The 19,077-nt window shown below is 29.2% G+C and carries 22 protein-coding genes; 14 read left to right on the top strand and 8 right to left on the bottom strand.

What is annotated here, in order from left to right; genetic code table 11:
- Positions 1-30: 30 nt before the first annotated feature.
- On the top strand, positions 31-408 hold the full coding sequence (locus tag Q0J35_RS03660) for a group III truncated hemoglobin (protein WP_297193199.1): 378 nt from the start codon (positions 31-33) through the stop codon (positions 406-408).
- On the opposite strand, the gene recG is transcribed toward Q0J35_RS03660, so the two are convergent.
- Positions 380-2,215 carry an ATP-dependent DNA helicase RecG gene (gene recG, locus Q0J35_RS03655; RefSeq protein WP_297193197.1) on the bottom strand — a complete coding sequence of 612 codons (1,836 nt, stop codon included), beginning with the start codon at positions 2,213-2,215 and terminating at the stop codon, positions 380-382. The genes Q0J35_RS03660 and recG overlap by 29 nt on opposite strands.
- Positions 2,202-3,425, bottom strand: a complete 1,224-nt coding sequence (locus tag Q0J35_RS03650) for a pitrilysin family protein (protein ID WP_297193196.1) — start codon at positions 3,423-3,425, stop codon at positions 2,202-2,204. Before Q0J35_RS03650 ends, recG begins: the two co-directional genes overlap by 14 nt.
- Positions 3,426-3,512: 87 nt before the next feature.
- On the opposite strand from Q0J35_RS03650, the gene cmoB reads away from it, so the two are divergent.
- Together cmoB and Q0J35_RS03640 are read left to right on the top strand one after the other, a co-directional pair.
- Positions 3,513-4,367 carry a tRNA 5-methoxyuridine(34)/uridine 5-oxyacetic acid(34) synthase CmoB gene (gene cmoB / locus Q0J35_RS03645; protein WP_297193193.1) on the top strand — a complete coding sequence of 285 codons (855 nt, stop codon included), beginning with the start codon at positions 3,513-3,515 and terminating at the stop codon, positions 4,365-4,367.
- Positions 4,368-4,375: 8 nt separating this feature from the next.
- A complete protein-coding gene (locus Q0J35_RS03640; RefSeq protein ID WP_297193191.1) occupies positions 4,376-4,741 on the top strand; it encodes a hypothetical protein in 366 nt (121 codons plus the stop codon).
- 20 nt (positions 4,742-4,761) lie between these two features.
- Here the strand turns inward: Q0J35_RS03640 and Q0J35_RS03635 are convergent, their stop codons facing one another.
- Complete coding sequence (locus Q0J35_RS03635; protein ID WP_297193189.1) at positions 4,762-6,087, bottom strand: SH3 domain-containing protein; 1,326 nt, start codon at positions 6,085-6,087, stop codon at positions 4,762-4,764.
- 130 nt (positions 6,088-6,217) lie between these two features.
- Between Q0J35_RS03635 and Q0J35_RS03630 the strand changes: the two genes are divergently transcribed.
- From Q0J35_RS03630 to Q0J35_RS03580, 11 genes are all read left to right on the top strand, one after another.
- The gene (locus Q0J35_RS03630; protein ID WP_297193187.1) at positions 6,218-7,516 is read left to right on the top strand and encodes an AAA family ATPase; all 1,299 of its coding nucleotides are present in this window, start codon (positions 6,218-6,220) and stop codon (positions 7,514-7,516) included.
- Positions 7,517-7,533: 17 nt separating this feature from the next.
- The gene (locus tag Q0J35_RS03625; RefSeq protein WP_363315699.1) at positions 7,534-8,181 is read left to right on the top strand and encodes a flagellar basal body-associated FliL family protein; all 648 of its coding nucleotides are present in this window, start codon (positions 7,534-7,536) and stop codon (positions 8,179-8,181) included.
- Complete coding sequence (locus Q0J35_RS03620; protein ID WP_297193182.1) at positions 8,168-8,461, top strand: metal-sensing transcriptional repressor; 294 nt, start codon at positions 8,168-8,170, stop codon at positions 8,459-8,461. Before Q0J35_RS03625 ends, Q0J35_RS03620 begins: the two co-directional genes overlap by 14 nt.
- Positions 8,462-8,538: 77 nt before the next feature.
- Positions 8,539-11,115 (top strand): AAA family ATPase, encoded by a 2,577-nt coding sequence (locus Q0J35_RS03615; RefSeq protein ID WP_297193180.1) that lies wholly within the window; start codon positions 8,539-8,541, stop codon positions 11,113-11,115.
- 90 nt (positions 11,116-11,205) lie between these two features.
- Positions 11,206-11,802: an NAD(P)/FAD-dependent oxidoreductase gene (locus Q0J35_RS03610; RefSeq protein ID WP_297193178.1), complete on the top strand. Its 597-nt coding sequence runs from the start codon at positions 11,206-11,208 to the stop codon at positions 11,800-11,802.
- Between the two features lies 1 nt (position 11,803).
- Positions 11,804-12,238: a copper resistance protein CopD gene (locus Q0J35_RS03605; RefSeq protein WP_297193176.1), complete on the top strand. Its 435-nt coding sequence runs from the start codon at positions 11,804-11,806 to the stop codon at positions 12,236-12,238.
- Between the two features lie 106 nt (positions 12,239-12,344).
- Complete coding sequence (fliW, locus tag Q0J35_RS03600; protein ID WP_297193174.1) at positions 12,345-12,746, top strand: flagellar assembly protein FliW; 402 nt, start codon at positions 12,345-12,347, stop codon at positions 12,744-12,746.
- Positions 12,736-13,476: a pyrroline-5-carboxylate reductase gene (locus tag Q0J35_RS03595; protein WP_297193173.1), complete on the top strand. Its 741-nt coding sequence runs from the start codon at positions 12,736-12,738 to the stop codon at positions 13,474-13,476. The genes fliW and Q0J35_RS03595 overlap by 11 nt, the downstream gene beginning before the upstream one ends.
- Entirely contained in the window at positions 13,473-13,787 is a 315-nt protein-coding gene (locus Q0J35_RS03590) for a hypothetical protein (protein ID WP_297193172.1), read from the top strand. The genes Q0J35_RS03595 and Q0J35_RS03590 overlap by 4 nt, the downstream gene beginning before the upstream one ends.
- Positions 13,771-14,478, top strand: coding sequence for a hypothetical protein (locus Q0J35_RS03585; protein WP_297193171.1), 708 nt, complete (start codon positions 13,771-13,773; stop codon positions 14,476-14,478). Before Q0J35_RS03590 ends, Q0J35_RS03585 begins: the two co-directional genes overlap by 17 nt.
- A complete protein-coding gene (locus Q0J35_RS03580) occupies positions 14,475-14,912 on the top strand; it encodes a hypothetical protein (RefSeq protein ID WP_297193170.1) in 438 nt (145 codons plus the stop codon). The genes Q0J35_RS03585 and Q0J35_RS03580 overlap by 4 nt, the downstream gene beginning before the upstream one ends.
- Positions 14,913-14,948: 36 nt before the next feature.
- Here Q0J35_RS03580 and rpsR read toward each other — a convergent pair whose 3' ends face one another.
- The 5 genes from rpsR to Q0J35_RS03555 form a co-directional block, all read right to left on the bottom strand.
- Positions 14,949-15,209, bottom strand: a complete 261-nt coding sequence (gene rpsR, locus Q0J35_RS03575; protein ID WP_297193169.1) for a 30S ribosomal protein S18 — start codon at positions 15,207-15,209, stop codon at positions 14,949-14,951.
- Between the two features lie 11 nt (positions 15,210-15,220).
- Positions 15,221-15,721 (bottom strand): single-stranded DNA-binding protein, encoded by a 501-nt coding sequence (locus Q0J35_RS03570; protein WP_297193168.1) that lies wholly within the window; start codon positions 15,719-15,721, stop codon positions 15,221-15,223.
- A 14-nt stretch (positions 15,722-15,735) separates the two neighbouring features.
- Entirely contained in the window at positions 15,736-16,107 is a 372-nt protein-coding gene (gene rpsF / locus Q0J35_RS03565) for a 30S ribosomal protein S6 (RefSeq protein ID WP_297193167.1), read from the bottom strand.
- Positions 16,108-16,188: 81 nt separating this feature from the next.
- Entirely contained in the window at positions 16,189-17,154 is a 966-nt protein-coding gene (locus tag Q0J35_RS03560) for a DNA polymerase III subunit delta (RefSeq protein ID WP_297193166.1), read from the bottom strand.
- Positions 17,147-19,072 carry a ribonuclease R family protein gene (locus Q0J35_RS03555; protein ID WP_297193165.1) on the bottom strand — a complete coding sequence of 642 codons (1,926 nt, stop codon included), beginning with the start codon at positions 19,070-19,072 and terminating at the stop codon, positions 17,147-17,149. Before Q0J35_RS03555 ends, Q0J35_RS03560 begins: the two co-directional genes overlap by 8 nt.
- Positions 19,073-19,077: the final 5 nt, after the last annotated feature.

The following is a 19,077-nucleotide window of genomic DNA, read 5'->3' as shown; positions in this document are numbered from 1 at the left end:
TAAAATTACTCTAAAAAATAAGGCAAAACAATGAAATACAATACCATAAACAAAGAAGCGATAGATAAGTTTATGGAGCTTTTTTACGAAAAGGTAAGAAAAGATAAGGACATAGGTGCTATTTTTAATGCAAAAATAGGAACAGATGATGAAAGCTGGAAACAACACAAAGTAAAAATTTCAAATTTTTGGCAAGGAATGATGCTTGGAGAAGGCGACTACAACGGTCAGCCACTAAAAGCTCATATGGAACTTGAGCCATTTCCTATAGAATTTTTTAATATATGGCTAGATATTTTTGAGCAAAGTCTAGATAAAGTCTTTGATGAGGATATGAAAGCTGTATTTTTGCAAAGAGCACAAATGATAGCTAAAAATTTTAAAAATGCTTTGTATAGAGGTGCTTAAGTTTTTCTTTGGCTTCGCTTAATATACTTTCATCTTTTGCGAAGTCAAAGAATTTAAATTCATTTCCGTGTTGTAAAGAACCGTCTAATAAATCTCCGCTTAAACGATTTTTAAGATCAAGCTCTGCTATTTTAAATCCATCCATACAGGTGCTAAATTCAAGTAGTCTATTTGGAAATTCTTTCAGCTTTGTGTAAAGATAGCAGTAGGATTTAAGCCCTACCCTACCAACTCTTCCCCTTAACTGATGCAAACTTGCAAGCCCTAACCTTTCTGCTCCAACTATAACAATGGTGCTAAGTCTTGGCAAGGAAATTCCGACCTCTATAACAGTTGTAGCTAGCAAAATTTTACCATTTTTAGCAAAATCCTCTAAAATTTGCTCTTTCTCTTTATCCTTGCCGTGTGTTATATAAACACCATCATATCTAGATAGCCAATAAGCCTTAGCTTCATTTAATGAAAGATAATTTAAAGCTTCGCTCTTTTCTACTAAAGGATAAATTATAGCAACTTGATTTCCATTGTTAATCTCCCTTTTTATAGCCTTTTCAAGCTCATTAAAATTTTCTTCTTTTAAGCATATAGTTTGTATATCTTTTTTAAAAGGTAGTTCTTTGATGAAAGAAAAAGATAATAATTCTGATTGAAGCATAGACAAGGTCCTTGGTATTGGGGTGGCTGAAAATTGCAAAAAATGTGGGCTTAAATCACCTTGTTTTGATAAATCATTTACAAGTTGTCTTTGTTTTGAACCAAAACGGTGCTGCTCATCCACCATAACAAGCACGGCATTATGTTTTTCTAAATGAATCAAGGCTTGAGTTCCTATAAGCAAATTCGCACTCTTAATTTTTTTATCTAAACCCTTTTCTTTTTTTCCACCTTTTAAAAATAATATATCAACAAAATTCGGAAGTAATTTTTTAGCCTCTTCGTATAATTGCTTCGCTAAAACAGTGGTAGGAGACATCAAAATAGCTTGTCTAGGATAAACAAGCAAGGCAGCCGCTAAAATAACTATGCTTTTTCCACAACCAACATCACCCATTATTATTCGTCTTTTAGCCTCATTTGAAAGCAAATCGCTTCTTATATCATTTATTGCTTTAACTTGATCGTTTGTAAGCTTAAATGGTAGAGATAAAAGCCAAGAATTTATATCAAAAGGGCTTATTTTATAGCTTTTAAAAACTTGTTTTTTAAGCCTTAATCTTCTTAAAAAATTAAAAATTTCTATAAATTTTAAATCCCTAATATAAAAATCAAGATTTTTAAAGGCATCAAAAGAAGTCTTATCATACCTATGCAACATTAAAAGCAAGGATATATATTTTTCATCTAAAGAATAAGAACTTAAATTTTTAGCATTTACATATCTTTGTATAAGCCCTTGTATCACATCATCTTTCACACCATTAATCTTATATCTTGGCACAAATACACCAGAATTTTTAATAAATTTAGGATTTATAAATTGATAATTATTATTAAAAAAAGAAAGCTTGGCGTGAAATATGTGTTCGCTATTTACCTTTAAAAGTGCTAAATGCCATTTTTTAGCATTAAAAATCACAAAAGAAGCTTTTTTGTCTATATTTTTGCAGTAACAAAGCCCTTGCAAACGAGTTCCCTGGACAAAATTTGCACTTAAAATAACAACTTCTTGGGTGCAAAAATGTCCATCCTTAAATTCTTTACTTGTAGTAAAATCGTCAATGCTCTTTGGCAATAAAAGGGCAAGATCTAAGATATTGTTTATATATAATTTCTTAAATAAAGACGCATCTTCCTTAGGAATATTCATTTTGTATGCTTGCAAAAACTAATTTTTCAAATTCTTTATGCTCCTTGATATAAGAATTTAAATCTTTTAAAGATGAATTTTCAATAAATTTTAACTCCTCTTTTAACTGCCCTATTTTAAGACCTTGGTAAAATTCTCTTAAAGCGATATTAAGCCTTTTTGCTAAGGATTCATAATGAAGGCAAGATGAGCCAAGCATAAATTTCTTTGTTTGTTCAAATTCGTGTTCGTTAATGCCATTTTTTATAAAATTTGAAAATATTTCACGCAATAAATTCTTTGCAAGGCTTGAATTTTCACTTTTAGTTTGCAAATAACCAAAAATTCTTTCATAAGAAAGACAAAGATCAAGTCTAGCATAAGCACTATAAGCAAGTCCTCTTTTAACGCGTATTTCTTCCATAATCCTAGAGCCAAAACCACCAGCTCCTAAAACAAAAATAGCTATTTTTGCAAGATACAAATCCTTATCTTTTAAAGAAAGCTTGGCAGGAGAAGCAAAATAAACATAAGCTTGCGTGCTTTGTTTTTTAAGCTCTAAAGTATCTTTTTTTACCTCAACAAAATCAAAATGCTTTTTCTCTGTTTTTTTACTACTAAAAAGCTCTAATATAGGGCTTATTTCTCTTATAAAATCATCTTTTTTTAAATCTCCCCCAATACAAAGCACTAAATTTTCAGAATTTAAAAGATTTTCATAATACCTTTTAAGTGCATTTAAATTTATATCTTTTATACTTTTCTCATCTCCGTCCATAGAGCTTTGAAATTCTTTATAAGGATAAACAGTTTTATCTAATAACCTTTTTGCTAGGTAGTCAAAATCGCTGTTTTTGCTAGCTAATTCCCCTAAAACTGTATTTTTTAATCTAGATAAAATTTTATCACTAAAATTAGGTTTTAAAAGCAAAGAATAAAGCTTTTTAATCGCGAAAGGAAAATGTTCTTTTAAACAATCTATGCTTATATCAAAAGTTTCAAAATCTACACTTGCACTTAAATTTATAGCTCTTAATTCAAGCTCCTTAAAAAACGAATCATCACTACCCTCATTCAAAAGCCTAGCAAAAAAAGACGCTTCACCAGCTATTTCATCATAAGCTCTACCTGAATTTTTAAAAAGAAGCTTAAAATACACGATAGGCAAACTACTGTCTTGCTCGTATATGAGTGGAAAAGTGTTTTGATTAAAGCTTATAACATCAAGCATAAAAACCTTTCTTAATTTTAAAAATAAAAAAAATTATAGCAAGTTATAGTAAAGCTTTTATGCTAGAATTTATGAAAGGAAATTTTTATGAATAAAGAACAAAAAGAATTACTGCAAAAAATAAAAAAAATAGAAAGCGAAATTTTAGACTGTAAATTTAGCTTAAATGAAGCTGTAAATTTAAATTTTTCACAAAAAATCGATGAAGATATAAAAGATATAGCCTTAAAACTTAAACCGTGGAGAAAGGGTCCATTTAAACTAAATGAGCTTTTTATAGATAGCGAATGGCAAAGCTTTATGAAATTTGATATCTTAAAGCCATTTATGGGAGAAATAAAAGATAAAATTGTCGCTGATGTTGGTTGTAATAACGGGTATTATATGTTTAAAATGCTTGAATACTCACCAAAAAAAATAGTTGGCTTTGACCCTAGCATTAGATGCTTTTTGCAATTTAGTCTAATAAATGCTATAGCAAAGCAAGATGTGAAATTCGAGCTTTTAGGGGTCGAAAAGCTACCAAATTATGAGTTAAAATTTGATATAATTTTTTGTCTTGGAGTGCTTTATCACAGGCAAGATCCATTAAAGATGTTAAAAGAGTTAAGATTGTCATTAAACAAAGACGGTGCCGTATTTTTAGACACTATGTTTATAGAAGATGAAAGAGAAGTAGCCTTAGTGCCTAGAAAAACATACTCAAGAATTTCAAATATATATTTCTTGCCTTCTATATCAGCCCTTAGAAACTGGTGCGAAAGAGCCGGTTTTAATCATTTTGAAGTGCTTTATAAGAATAAAACTAACAAAGTAGAACAAAGAAAAACTTCCTGGATAGATGGCTATTCTCTAGAGGATTTTTTAGACAAGGATAATGAAAATTTAAGTTTTGAAGGCTATGAAGCACCAAAAAGAGTTTATGTAAAACTTAAAATTTAGGAGAAAATATGCTAATTTTCGGACACAAACTCATAGAATGTGAAAAATTTATTTTATTTAATAAAGATAAAATAAATAAAAAGTGCATAAATCTTATAAGCAACTATGATGAAAATCATATAAAAAAGCTAAAAACCAGTGGAGAAAAGTGGGCTATATATGCAAAAAATAAAGATGAAATTTTTTTGTCAAATGCTTTAAAAGCTGATTTTATCTTACTTGAAGATAATGAGTTAGCAATATTTGCGTCAAAAGTGGCTGAATTTTATCTTTTTGACAGTAAAATTTTACTCATACTTGATGAGCTTAAAAATTTAGAAAAGGCTTATAATTTAGGTGTCGATGGAGTGGTTTTAAGAGATTTTATTAGCTAAAATCCTTAAAATTTGGTAAATCACTTATATTTTTCTAAAGCTTCATTTATACGCAAAATCTCATCTTCACTTAAAGATAAGAAGCTAACAGCACTTAATCTGCTTAAAATCAAGTCTTTCGCATCCACCCTACTAGAATAAGAACCTATATCAATAGTAGTTAAAGCACTTTTACCAACCAAAAGTCTTTTATCATCCTTAGTTCTTATGCCCCAAATACTATGAAGTGCTACATTTTCATCATCTAAAACACCGGCATAAAGCATTATATGTCCCCTTAAATAAAGCAAAGTAGTATAGGGCTTAGCATATCTTTGTATAAAGTCTTGCTTTTGAGTATTATTTAGCTTACTTATATCAAATTTTTTCCAAACAAGACTTTGTGCATAAGAATTTCTTGGTAGATAAAAAGCAAAAGAGGCAAACAAATCTCTAGTAAATAAAGAACAGTCTCTTTCAAAATCATACCCACCCCAACCATACGGCTTATCAAAAAGCTCTTTTAGCTGATTTTTTAAATTTTTATCGTTTAAAACTAGAGGAAATTTCGATACAGCATAACTTGGAATTTTATACTTTAAAGCCCCTATTTTTCCTATATAATGTCCATCCTCAAAAGCATAATATGGGTAAATAGCACCTACTCTAAGTTCAAAAGCGAATTTATTGTCTAATGATAAAACAGGAAATCTCTCCTTAGTAGGAGTGATAAATTTCAAATTTTCATAAGTTCTAGCACGTGCATCTGTAAAAATTTGCAAATTTTTTGCCTCTATAAAACCAAAGCCACTTTCTGCAAAAACAAAAGCAAATTTTTTATCTTTCGTAAAATGTGATATTAGCACTGGTGAGCCTATATTTAAAACCGTATCTAAAGAATAATCAAAAGGCAAACCTTCGCCCTCTTTAAATGGATTTAAAAGTATTGCAGTGGTGCTTGGCAAATTTTTTAAATTTGAAGTATTAGTAACTATGGCTTTTTGTTTGATTTTTAAAAAATCTTTTTTATTTGCATTTTCTATGAGTTTTTTAAAATAAGACTTTGGAATTTCTTGCTTATTAAAAAAATAATATTTTCTATCGCTTAAATACAGAGGAAAAGACCAAAATACATCTTTTTGTTTGTATTTTTTTTTATCTAATTTCACATTCCAAGGGGTGAAAAATTTTTTCTTATAAGAATTAGAATCTTGTTTGATATTATCATCAAAATATGTTAAAGAATCTATATTTTGTTCAAATTTAAGAATAGCATATTTTGAATTTATATCCTCTGTTTTAATCAGCTCTTTTTTATTGGCACAAGATAGAAAAAATAAAGACAAAATAAGTATAAAAAATCTCACAAAAACTCCTAAAATAAAAAAATAATTCTAACTAAATTTTTCACACAAAAACTTAAAGATAAAAATGTTATAATCAAAATGTAGCAAGTATGATATTTTTAGCTATCTAAAAATAGGAAATAAAAATAATATGAGTTTATATCTTAAACAAATAAAAAATCTACTACAAAAAAATAATGTTTTTCTAAGTGGTGGAGCTGGGGTTGGAAAATCCTACACAACAGAGCTTATAAAAAAAGATTTTATAAATGAAAGAAAAAAAGTAGTAAGTCTTGGTTCGACTGCTATATCTGCACTAAATATAAATGGTATGACTATACACAGTTTTTTTTGCTTTGGGATATGTGCTAACCTAAATGAACTATTAGCATTTGATAAAAAACAAAAGAAAAAATTAGAAAAATTATACAAGCAAATAAAAAATACAGACTTGATAATAATAGATGAAATTTCTATGGTTAGTGCAAAACTTTTTGATATGATAGGCTTTAGGCTGAAAGAATTTGATGGCAAAATTCTAGTGGTTGGAGACTTTTTTCAATTACCGCCGGTCTTAAAAGATGATGATAAAAATATTTTTACAAATTCAAACTACGCTTTTTCTTCGCTGTATTGGCAAAGCTTATCATTTAAAAATTTGCTTTTAACAGTATCAAAAAGGACAAGCGATAAAGAATTTTATTCAAAGCTTTCTGCTATTAGAAAAAATGAGATAGATGATTCTGTTTTAAAATATTTTGAAAATTTTTTAATAAGCGATTCTAGTTTTTTAGATGATGATTTTACAATGCTTTGTTCTACAAACAAAAAAGCTGATTTTATAAATAAAAAAAAGCTATCTATGCTTGAAGGCGAATTTATAACATTAAAAGGCAAAGAAGACAAAAGAAATTTAAGCGACAAACAATACGAAAAATGGCTAAATACCTTAACCATACAAAAGGAGCTAAGCATAAAAATAGGTGCTAAAATAATATTTTGTGTAAATTCATACGAAAATGCTTACTACAATGGAGAACAAGGTTTTATAAATGATATATACGAAGATGATAATGATTTAGTGCTAGAGATACAAAAAAATAATGATGAAATAATATTTTTAAAACCATACACTTTTAAAATGATAAATTTTACAGAAGAAGAAGATGAAATTTTAGCCTCTTTTACTCAATTTCCAATAAAACCAGCATATGCTATCACTATACACAAATCGCAAGGTATGAGTATAGATAAACTAGCTTGTGATATAGATTTTATATTTGAAAAAGGGCAACTTTATGTAGCTCTTTCAAGGGCAAGTAATCCAAAAACATTGCTAATAATATACTCAAATCCCAAAAATTTTAAACAATATTTCAAAGAAGCTTTAAAATTAGATAAACTTGTATTTGATTTTTATAAAAAAAATGAATTTATAATGTTAGAATAAAATAAAATAAGGAAAAAATGATGAAAGTATTTTTTTTACTTTTTTTACTTTTTGCTATGCTAAAAGCACAAACAGTTACAATAGAAAATTTAAGAACAGAATTATACTCAAAAGAAGCCAAAAACTCACTAAAAAAAGTAGAACTAAGCCTTGAATTTGATGGGGAAAATCTAAGCAATCAAGTAAGCAAACTAAATGACGCTACAAACACAGTTATATCTAGCTTTTTTTACGAAGATATTTTCACAGAACTTGGCAAACTAAGGTTTAAACAAAGCTTGAGTAAATATATAAATAAAAAATATAAAATAGATATAAAAGATATATACATAATAAAATTAAAAGGGGTGCAAAAATTTGATATAGAAGAGCTTAAAAGCTTTCTAAAAGACTATGATAATGAAAATGAACTAAAAGATGATAAAAAAGAAGTAGATGACAAAAAAGAATATATATCTAAGGAAAACAATATAACAGTGCCTGATATAGACAAAATAACGGATGTTGGTGCATTACTAAATGATAATAATAGCAATGATTTAAATGTAGATACAATAGACCCTAGCATACTAGAAATTCCGACCTTGCCAAAAGACATAACACCTAATCTTATACAATTAAAAGACAAAAATATCAGCCTAAAGGATATAAATGCAAGCAGATAAAAAATCTCACACTCACTCAAAAGGACATAATAGGGCTATGATAAATAGGCTTAGCAAAAGTATAGGGCATTTACAGTCCATAAAAACAATGATAGAAAATGGTAGAGATTGTAGCGAAATCGTGATACAACTAGCTGCTGTAAGAGGCGAGATAGCAAGCACTGCCAAAGCTATTTTGAAAGAGCATTTAAGCCACTGTGTAGTGCATGCCATACAAGATGGAGATGAAAAAAAGATAGAAGAATTTAAAAAAGCTATGGATTCTTTTTTAAAATATTAAATTTTTTATTTAAGAAACTTGACAATAATAGACTAAAGTTATATAATATCATTACTATAAAACTTTAGGAGAGAATTATGGCAAATATACAAGATTATCTAACAAATTCTATGCTAGAAGCATTAGAAAGTGGTGCTTCCTTAGCTATACATTCAAAAAATAATGAAATTCAAGCCTTGCATATATTATGGGCATTAATTGTTGATAGTTCAAGCATATTAAATCAAATTTTAAACAAAAACAATATCTCAAAAGAAGCGCTAGAACTAGAAGTAAAAAGTAAAATTGCACAGTTAGCAACAAGCTCGAATGTAAGCAAAGATAATATTAGAATTTCAAACGAACTTATAAAAGACTTAGAAAACGCAAAAGCTCTTATGAGTGCAAATGGAGATTCTTATTTGTCTGTTGATACATTTTTAATGTCTCAAAGTCAAAACAACAAAGATTATAAAGAGATTTTAAGCAAATTTATAGACCTTATGGATTTTAAAAAAGAATTACAAGCTATAAGATCTGATAAAAAAATAGATAGCAAAAGTGCTGATGAAAGCCTAGATGCACTTAATAAATTTGGTATAGATTTGACACAAAAAGCTAGAGAAAATAAACTAGAGCCAATAATAGGACGAGAAGAAGAAATTCAAAGACTTATGCAAATTTTGATAAGAAAAACAAAAAACAACCCCATACTCCTAGGAGAGCCAGGAGTTGGTAAAACAGCTATAGTTGAAGCCCTAGCACAAAGGATAGTAAAAAAAGATGTGCCAAAATCATTACAAAGCAAAAGAATCATAGCACTTGATATGAGTGCTTTAATAGCTGGTGCAAAATACAGGGGAGAATTTGAAGATAGACTAAAAGCTGTTGTAAATGAAGCTATAAAAAGTGAAAATGTAGTGCTTTTTATAGATGAAATTCATACTATAGTCGGTGCAGGAGCAAGTGAAGGAAGTATGGATGCCGCAAATATTTTAAAACCAGCACTTGCAAGAGGGGAATTGCATACAGTTGGAGCTACAACCTTAAAAGAATATAGAAAGTATTTCGAAAAAGATGCGGCTTTGCAAAGGAGATTTCAGCCAATATCAGTAAAAGAACCTTCAGTAAATGAAGCTTTAGCGATGCTAAGAGGTATAAAAGAAAAACTAGAACTTCATCATAATGTAAGCATAACAGATAGTGCTTTAGTTGCTGCCGCAAAACTATCAAAAAGATATATAAGCGATAGATTTTTACCAGATAAGGCAATTGATTTGATAGATGAAGCTGCAGCTGAACTTAAAATGCAAATAGAAAGCGAACCGAGCTCTTTAAGAAAGGTAAGAAAGGACATAGAAACTTTAGAGGTAGAAAATGAAGCCTTAAAAATGGAAAAAAATGAAAAAAACGAACAAAGAATGCAAGAAATTGCGAAAGAGCTTAGCGATTTAAAAGAAAAACAGATAGGGCTTAACGCAAAATTTGAAAATGAAAAAGCTGTGTTTAATGATATAAATTTAAAGAAAAAAGATATAGATAGCTTAAAAAATGAAGCAAATTTAGCAAAAAGCAAGGGTGAATTTCAAAAGGTAGCTGAAATAGAATACGGCAAAATTCCAAGCTTAGAAAAAGAAGTAAAAGAATTAGAAGATAAATGGCAAAAGATGAGCGAAGAAGGCGTTTTGCTTAAAAATCAAGTAGATGAAGACTTGGTAGCTTCGATACTTAGCAAATGGACAGGAATTTCAGTGCAAAAAATGCTTACCTCTGAAAAGCAAAAATTTTTAGAGGTTGAAAAACATCTAAAAGAAAGCGTTATAGGGCAAGATAAAGCTATATCTGCATTAGCAAGAGCGATTAAAAGAAACAAAGCCGGACTTAATGATGCAAATAAACCTATAGGAAGTTTTTTATTTCTTGGTCCAACAGGTGTGGGAAAAACCCAGTCCGCTAAAGCTTTAGCTAAATTTTTGTTTGATGATGAAAAAGCTTTGATAAGATTTGATATGAGTGAATTTATGGAGAAACATAGCGTATCAAGACTTTTAGGAGCACCTCCTGGATATGTAGGACACGAAGAAGGCGGAGAGCTTACAGAAGCTGTTAGAAGAAAACCGTATTCTGTGCTTTTGTTTGATGAAGTAGAAAAAGCTCATAAAGATGTATTTAATATACTTTTAGGAATTTTAGATGATGGTAGGGCAACCGATAGTAAAGGTGTTACTGTAGATTTTAAAAACACTATCATAATCCTAACTTCAAACATAGCTTCTAATGCCATAATGAATTTAAAAGGAAAAGAGCAAGAAGAAGCTATAAAAATGGAGCTTAAAAACTTTTTCAAACCAGAATTCTTAAATCGCTTGGACGATATAATCACCTTTAATCCTCTAGGAAAAGATGAGGCTTATGAGATAGTAAAACTTTTATTTAAAGATTTGCAAAAATCTCTTGAAAATAAAGGCATAAAAGCAGAATTAAGCGAAGACGCTGCCCTTTTGATAGCAAATGAGGGCTTTGATGTGGATTTTGGAGCAAGACCTTTAAAAAGAGCTATCTATGATATGATAGAAGATAGGCTTAGCGATATGATTTTAGCCGATGAATTGAAAATTGGAGATAGCATACTTATAGATGCAAAAGATAAGGAAATAAGTGTAAAAAAAATATAAATTAAAACTAAATTTATCGTATTTACCTTACATTTGTACGAACTAGCTTAAATTTAAGTGAAATTTATAAAAAATGAAAGGTTAAATACGATGAAAAAATCAATACTTATAGTAGGTGGAAGTATAGCAGGACTTAGTGCAGCGTTGTTGTTTGCAAGTGCTAAAAATGATGAGCTTGATTTTGATATAACGGTGATTGATGATTCTAAACCAGATATAAACGCTGTTGCAGTTTATAATGTGCCTTTGTTTCCAAAAGCCATAAATGGACAAGAAATTTTGGAAAAAACAAGAAAGCAAATTTCTGATTTTTTAAAGGTAAATTATGTAAATGATACTGTTGTTGAAATAGGTGGTGAAAAAGGTGCTTTTACTACAAAAACTAAGGAAAAAGAATTTAAATCAGACTATATAATTTTAGCAACAGGTGCTTCAAAATTTGATATACAAGGACTTGGAGACATAGTAACAGAACACAAGCTAATGAATAAACCAAATAAAATTTGCCTAAAGCATAGCAAAAGACAGTTGGTTAAAGATGGTATATATGTAGCAGGGACTGCAGCTGGTATAACAAGTATGATAGCTTGTGCTATGGGAAGTGGCACCGAAGCAGCTTGTGCGATATTAAGCGATATAAAAGGTGCTATTACTATAGTTCATGATACTCCTAGCTCAAGGAAATAGAATGCAACTTATGTATCCTTATTTTTTAACTATTCATCTAATATGTGCTATTATATTTCTAGGTTTCATTTTTACAGATGTATTTTTGCTAACAGCTCTTAAAAAGTCTTTGGGTGAAAAAGCAGACGAGTTATTATCTCCTGTGATGAAAAGAGGTGTTAAAATAATGCCTATCTGTGTTTTGCTGCTAGTGATAAGTGGCGGAGCTATGATGAGTAGCTACTTAAATTCGGAGCTTGGATTTTTCAATACAAATTTACAAAAACTTCTAATGATAAAAATAATACTAGCTCTTATTATAGTGCTCTTTATAATTAATGCACTAGTATTTAAGCTTATGCTAAAAAGAGCAAATCCTATAAAATCTACACATAGTATAGTTTTAGTGCTTGGTTTTATCACAGTCGTTTTAGCAAAAATGGCATTTTTTGTCTAATATTCTAGACCCTTTGTCTAGAATATTTTTAAATAAAAAGTAAATTTTTGGCATTTTTTTTGCTTATTTGTGATAGAATTACTTATCACAATAGAAGGAAGGACAAATGAATTTAACTGTTAAATGCCCTATACTGGGATTCGAAGACACAAAAAATGTAGAATTTTCTAAGGTAGATGATATTTTTTCTAAGATACAAAGCAAAGATGGACAAGAATTTACCTTTGTAGTTATAGATTCACAGCTAATAAGACCTGGGTATGATTTTGACATACCTCTTTACTATCAAGAATTACTTGCCTTAAATAAAAGCTCAAAAAGACAAGCATTTATAATAGTAGCATTGCACGAAAAAGATGTAAATGAATCAAGGCTAAATTTTTTAGCACCAATACTCATAAATTGGGATAATAATACTATGGCTCAAATAATACTTGATCCAAAGGATTATCCAGATTTTTCACAAGCTGAAAAAATCGAAAATTATATAAAAAAAGATGAGAAATAAAATATATATATTAGGAAATGGTTCTATGGCTAAAGCGTTAGCCATAGGACTTAAAGATAAATATGACTTATGTATAGTAGCTAGAAATGAAAACTCTTTTTCCTTTTTTAAAGAATACGGCATACAAACTAGCTTGTATGACGGTTTTGATATAGATAAAAAGGATATTTTATTAGCTTTTAAACCTTATGCTCTAAATGATATGAGTAAAATTTTGCAAGGTGAAGCAAGAATTTTAATATCAGTTTTAGCTGGTGTAAAAATGGAAAATTTAAAATCAATAAAAGCTAAAAATTACGCTAGAATAATGCCAAACATAGCTGCGAAATACAAAAAATCAACCACAAGCTTTATACTTGAAAACAATCTTTTCAAAGATGAAATATTAGATATTATAAAAACATTTGGAGACGCATTTGAGCTTGAAAAAGAAGAGCTTTTTGACCCTGCTATGCTAATTAGCGGTTGTGCTCCGGCTTTTTTGTCCTTAGTAGCTGAAAGCATTGCAAATGCTGGTTTATGCGAAGGGCTAAAGAATGAATTAAGCTATGAGCTTACTATATCATTATTTCACGGATTTGCTGAGCTTTTAGAAAGAGAGCATCCAGCTCTTATAAAAGAACAAATCTGTTCTCCTGCTGGAGTAACAATAAAAGGTGTGAAAGCACTTGAAGAAGAAGGTTTAAGATATGCGTTTTTTAAAGCTTTTGCTGCAGCTTTAAAAAAATGAGAGCATTTTCCCTACTCGAAGCAATTTTTTCTATATTTTTACTAAGTTTTGTATTTATCTTGTTTTATCAAACTTACTTAAATTTTGTAAAAAATAGTTCTATTATTTCAACAAATCAAGAATTATTTACTCTAGAAAAGAATTTGCAACAAGGGCTTTCTCAAACTAAAGATACCTCTCTTTATGTAGAGAATATAGGTCTTATCAATTTAGAAATAAAAGAAAATAGTAGTAAAAATTTCAAACTTTATAGCATAAATCCAAAAAAAATAAATTACAAACAACACTTTAAAGATGAAAAAAGCTTTTAGTCTTTTTGAAAGCATAATGGCACTTTCTGTATTTGTTATAGTCTTGCTTATAATATCAAAACCTGTGCTTAATATGAATCATTTTTATAATAAGCACAAAGACCTAAGCCAAAATATAATGAATTTAAATTTAAGCCTATTATTCATAGATAAAATTTTAAAAAAATGTATAAATTCTAAATTCTTTACAAATTCATTTTCTTGCACCTTAAGCGATGATGATATTTTGCTTTTAAGAAAAAATCAGCTCTTAATAGCTTATTCTGGCATAATTTTAAAAGATGAGAATTCTAGCTTTTACTCCCCAAAAAGTAATTTTTCGTATGAAGAGGTTGTGGATGGTAAAAAAACAAAATTAGGAATTTTGGAAAATCAAAAGGATTTGCACGGCAGAAAAGACAATACTTTAAGGCTTTTTTCTTTAGAAGAAAAAAAGGAATACAAAGTAGAAATTCTAGACAAAGAAAAGATATCTTTTGTAAATGATAGTTTTAGCGGTTTTTATAAGGTGATAGATTCTGAAATTTCGCTTTTTCTAAATGATAAAACCTTGTTTTATAAATACAATAATATAGATTCCATTCTGCTTGAAAATGTTAAAGACTTTAGCATAGAGCGAGAAAAAGATACTTTTAAGATAAGAATTTGCCAAGAAAATTTAGACTGCGTTTATAAGTGGAGTGCTTTATGAAAAAAGGTTTCTTGCTTTTTGTTTGCATAATAACGCTGATTTTTGTAAGCTTTTTTACTCTTTTTGCAGTCAATAAAAGTGCATATATACCAAAACACATAAAAAATGTTTTTTTATATACTCAAGCTAAAATCTTAAGCGAAAATTCAAAAGAACTTGCTAAATATTTTTTATACGAAGCAAAATCTCAAGGAAAGCAGTGTATAGACAAGGTAAAATTTAAATACGAAAATGCTCAAATTTTAATACAATACCTATATCCATTAAGAGAATGCATAAATTTTTCCTTTACCGATACAAATAAAGACGCCAATCTAAGCAAAGATAACATAATAATATCAAATATATCTGTTTTGTTAAATGAGGGAAGCGGGGTCAATGAAGAAATTTTTATAAATGAAAATGTATTTTTATACCCTGATGATAATTTTTAAAAAACACAAACTAGGCTTAAGCCTAGTTTTTCACAATTAAAGATTTTCAAAAGGATTGCTAACAACCTTTTTTCTATCTACTATATAAGGTATCAAAGCTACGTGCCTTGCTCTTTTTATAGCAAGTTCAACCATTTCTTGATATTTTTTACTTGTGCCTGTTAGACGACGAGGCATTATCTTAAATCTCTCAGAAAGTGCGTGTTTAAGCATAGCAGTATCTTTATAATCTATAAATTCAACCTTTGCTTCACTATATTTACAATATCTTCTTGAATACTTCTTTTTTTCAGCCATATTTTTCTCCTTTAAAATGGTAGCTCACTCTTGCCATCATCCATATCAAAATCAGAAACATCAATTTCCTTTATTTTTTCCTCTTGTTGATATGAATTTTGATAAGAATTTTGGTTTTGGTATTGTTTAGAATTTGGATAAGAACTTTGTTGGCTGTAAGGATTTAGGCTCTGATTAGATTTTTGGGCTACAGAACCAAGCATTTCCATGCTTTCAACGACTACGCTATGCTTGGATCGATTCTGACCATTTTGATCGCTCCACTGCTCTAGCCTTAATCTACCTTCCACAAGTATCTTAGAACCTTTTGAAAGATACTGATTTGCGACCTCAGCAGTTCTACCGAAAAAACTTATATCTATAAAACAAGTTTCTTCTTTTTTCTCTCCATTACTGCCTGAAAATCTCCTTGTTACAGCTATAGCAGAAGATCCTATAGTCATACCTGAAGGTGTGTAACGAAGCTCTATATCTCTTGTTAAATTTCCAACCAAAACAACTTTATTAAACATAAATTAGCCTTTCATCAAGCTTCTTGACTTGTAGCTTTTATCTCTTTTTTAGACTGCTTTATACCTTGACTTAGCTTTTCCCAGGCTAATATTTCTTTTTTATTTTCATACTTAACTATAAGAAATCTTATAATATCTTCATTTATTCTAAGCACTCTTTCAAGCTCTTTTATAAAACTTGGCGGGGCTTTAAAATAAATAACAAAATAAGTTCCTCTTTCATATTTTTTAATGGAATAAGCCAGTTTTCTAGTGCCCATTGGCACAACCGAAGCTATTTCAGCACCGTTTTTAGTAAGAATTTCTTTAACGAAATTCAACCTAAGCTCTACCTCCTCATCTGTAAGAGTCGGTTTAAGGATAAACAAAACCTCATAATGTCTCATATATTCTCCTTGTGGATATTAAGCCTATTTTCATAGGCAAGGATAAAATAAAGCTTTCATTTTAGCAAATATTTCTTTAATTTAAGCTTTTAATATCTTTTTTAAATTCAAAAACATAGCTATAACAAATTCTTTTTTGCTTAATTTAGCTTTTGTTTTAAGCTCATATTCGCTATTTAAAAGCAAGAAAAATATCTCTTTATACTGACTTAGTCTTATCATAAAAGCTTGATTTTGCAGTGTATTTGCAACTTGTGGAGGCGGTGTGTATCCAAAAATATCTTTAAAATCTACTTTTCCATTTATTTTAGCATATAAAACAATTTTAAAAAGTCTATAAAAATTCGAATTTAAAGCAGAAATCAATGCAATCTCGTTAAAATTTTCAATTATTTTTTCCAAATCACTTGCTAAATCTTTGTCTTGTAGCATCTTTTCAAAAAAGGAATCAAAACTACTTACAGACAAACTAAAACAATGCTCTTTTACAGTATTTTCATCTATGCTTAAATTTTTAAATTTATTAAGTTCAGCGGCACAAAGATATAAATTTTCATCAAAATTTTCATACAAAAGATAAAGTGCATTTTGGGTTGCTTTTATATTTTCAATTTTTGCCTTAAGGCTTAAAAGCTCTACAGCCTCCTTTGCATTTGCTGGCTTAAAGAATCTAGCGAAATTGTTTTCAAAAATTTTTTCTAACTCCGTTTGTTTTGAAGCCTCATCGTAAAGCTCTAAAAGAAATAACTTATCTTTATCTTGTTTGCATATTTTTATTAAATTCTCAATATCTTTTTTTGGAAGTTTTTTGCTAGTTTTTATCTCAAGTATTTTTTTGTCAGAAAACAAAGATGAATGTGAAATATAATTATGCACAGTTTCATAATCATACTCATCAAAATAAACACTTAAAATTTCATCGCTTTTAAATTTATCCTTGATAGAATTTGCAAAAAGCTCTATTTGAAAATTATCAGCACCATAAAGTGCGAAAAAATTTGGCAAGTAATCCCCGCCAAGAAGTCTTTGCAAATCCTTTCTATACATTATCGCACCTCTTTATAAATTTGGCAAAAATTTTAGCATAAATTATATCAACATCACTTATTTCAAGTAAAACTTTTTCTAGCAAATTTAACTCTTTTGTATTGTTTATATAAAGCAAGGCACCTTTTAACTCATCATCAAGCTTGGCTATACAGATATGTGAGTTTTCAATAACAGTTGCCATTACTTTTTTTCCTATATTTTTTTTAGCCCATCTAGCAAATTTTCTATCCATAAAATCAAGAGCTACCTTATCAGCTTCTCTTTCTAAAATACTCAAATTTTCACAACTATCATCTATGTCTAATAAAAGATACGAAAAAAGCTTTTCATCATTTTTAAGCTTTGCCTTTAAAAGTCTGTGTAAAAGCAAATCAGGATATCTTCTTATAGGGCTTGTGAAGTGAGTATATCTATCAAATCCTAAACCAAAATGCCCCTCATTAGAGCTTGAATAATGTGCTTTTTTTTGGGATTTTATGATTAATTTATCTACCTCATCTCTTAAATTTAACTCATTTGCTAGAGACTGTATATCTTTTATGAATTCTCTTAAATCCGCCTTAAATTTCACATCTATGCCTATACTAGCTAATTCTACAAGTAGCTTTTTTACCTTTTTAATATCCATAGCACCGTGATTTCTAAACACTCCCTTTTCTATAAGCCTTGCTGCTGCTTTATTTGCTAAAAGCATACAGTCTTCTATGAGCTGGTGGGACGGGGTATCGCTTTCATATCTTGTGCTAAGTAAATTGTGCTTATCATCTATTATTAATCTTAATTCCTTCGTTCTAAAGTCAAAGGCATTTTTAAGCCTTTCTTTACGCAAAATAGAACTAAGTTTTTTAAGCTCGTAAAGATAGTTAAATTCTTTTAAATCCATCTTTTTGATAAAGTATTCATCTACTTCATCATAATTAAATCTTCGTTTTGAATTAATAATACCTTCAAAAAGCTCCTCTTTAATAAGATAAAAATTTTCATCAAAACTCAACTTAAAAACAAAGACCAATCTATCTTCTAAAGGTTTTAAAGAACATATATTTTCACTTAAATTTTTTGGCAACATAGCAACTGCTTTATGAGGAAAATATATAGAAAATCCTCTTTGCAATGCTTCTTTATCAAGGGCACTGTAAGGATACACATATTCGCTGACATCTGCGATAGCTACAAAAAGCTCTCTTTTATCGCTATCATAAAAAATAGCGTCATCAAAGTCTTTTGCATCTACTGGATCTATGGTGCAAAAATTCATATTTCTTAAATCTATTCTATTTTCATACATACTAACATCAACGAAATCCCCGTTTGCTTCTGCTTCTTTTAGGCACTGCAAAGAAAAATCTTCATTTTTATCAAATAAAGCTAAAGATATTTTTTCATCAATTTTTTCATCATCTATATGCCCTAACACCTCTATAACTTCATTGTTTGCGTTTTCTATTTTTAAAACAGTCCCAAGAGGCAAAGCTTTTAAAGATTTAGCACTTGCTTTTATTGGCACTGTTAATCCTGTTTTGAAATTTGTAGCAAGGACATTTTTTCCAAAGGCCTTCGTTATCACAAGAGAAGTTTTTCTAGCTCTGTAAAGGACAGAAACAACCCTAGCAAAAGTTTTTTTCTTTTTAGAGTGTAAAATTTTACAAACAACTATATCGCCATAGTTTGCACCTTTTAAATCATCTATACGCAAATCATCTTTTTTATCATCTTTATCAAGTGCTTGTAAAAAACCTATGCCTTTATTTGATACATCAACAGTGCCAAAAACAAAAGAATTGTTAAGATAAAAAGTATTTTTATGCTTTTTTATAACTTCAAGATTTAAAAGCTCTCTTAGTATGGATTTAAAAGACTGCTTTACATCACTTTCACAAAGCCCATAAGATAAAGAATTTAGAAATTTTTTCACATTTT

It is taken from the genome of uncultured Campylobacter sp., from assembly GCF_944323605.1.
Lineage (GTDB): Bacteria > Campylobacterota > Campylobacteria > Campylobacterales > Campylobacteraceae > Campylobacter_D.
The sequence above is the reverse complement of the archived record's forward strand: the minus strand, read 5'-3'. Positions and strand labels throughout refer to the sequence as shown.

Coding starts and splice junctions, on each gene's coding strand:
- Q0J35_RS03660 (WP_297193199.1), top strand. CDS start 31: ATGAAATACAATACCATAAACAAAGAAGCGATAGATAAGTTTATGGAG.
- recG (WP_297193197.1), bottom strand. CDS start 2,215: ATGAATATTCCTAAGGAAGATGCGTCTTTATTTAAGAAATTATATATA.
- Q0J35_RS03650 (WP_297193196.1), bottom strand. CDS start 3,425: ATGCTTGATGTTATAAGCTTTAATCAAAACACTTTTCCACTCATATAC.
- cmoB (WP_297193193.1), top strand. CDS start 3,513: ATGAATAAAGAACAAAAAGAATTACTGCAAAAAATAAAAAAAATAGAA.
- Q0J35_RS03640 (WP_297193191.1), top strand. CDS start 4,376: ATGCTAATTTTCGGACACAAACTCATAGAATGTGAAAAATTTATTTTA.
- Q0J35_RS03630 (WP_297193187.1), top strand. CDS start 6,218: ATGAGTTTATATCTTAAACAAATAAAAAATCTACTACAAAAAAATAAT.
- Q0J35_RS03625 (WP_363315699.1), top strand. CDS start 7,534: ATGATGAAAGTATTTTTTTTACTTTTTTTACTTTTTGCTATGCTAAAA.
- Q0J35_RS03620 (WP_297193182.1), top strand. CDS start 8,168: ATGCAAGCAGATAAAAAATCTCACACTCACTCAAAAGGACATAATAGG.
- Q0J35_RS03615 (WP_297193180.1), top strand. CDS start 8,539: ATGGCAAATATACAAGATTATCTAACAAATTCTATGCTAGAAGCATTA.
- Q0J35_RS03610 (WP_297193178.1), top strand. CDS start 11,206: ATGAAAAAATCAATACTTATAGTAGGTGGAAGTATAGCAGGACTTAGT.
- Q0J35_RS03605 (WP_297193176.1), top strand. CDS start 11,804: ATGCAACTTATGTATCCTTATTTTTTAACTATTCATCTAATATGTGCT.
- fliW (WP_297193174.1), top strand. CDS start 12,345: ATGAATTTAACTGTTAAATGCCCTATACTGGGATTCGAAGACACAAAA.
- Q0J35_RS03595 (WP_297193173.1), top strand. CDS start 12,736: ATGAGAAATAAAATATATATATTAGGAAATGGTTCTATGGCTAAAGCG.
- Q0J35_RS03590 (WP_297193172.1), top strand. CDS start 13,473: ATGAGAGCATTTTCCCTACTCGAAGCAATTTTTTCTATATTTTTACTA.
- Q0J35_RS03585 (WP_297193171.1), top strand. CDS start 13,771: ATGAAAAAAGCTTTTAGTCTTTTTGAAAGCATAATGGCACTTTCTGTA.
- Q0J35_RS03580 (WP_297193170.1), top strand. CDS start 14,475: ATGAAAAAAGGTTTCTTGCTTTTTGTTTGCATAATAACGCTGATTTTT.
- rpsR (WP_297193169.1), bottom strand. CDS start 15,209: ATGGCTGAAAAAAAGAAGTATTCAAGAAGATATTGTAAATATAGTGAA.
- Q0J35_RS03570 (WP_297193168.1), bottom strand. CDS start 15,721: ATGTTTAATAAAGTTGTTTTGGTTGGAAATTTAACAAGAGATATAGAG.
- rpsF (WP_297193167.1), bottom strand. CDS start 16,107: ATGAGACATTATGAGGTTTTGTTTATCCTTAAACCGACTCTTACAGAT.
- Q0J35_RS03560 (WP_297193166.1), bottom strand. CDS start 17,154: ATGTATAGAAAGGATTTGCAAAGACTTCTTGGCGGGGATTACTTGCCA.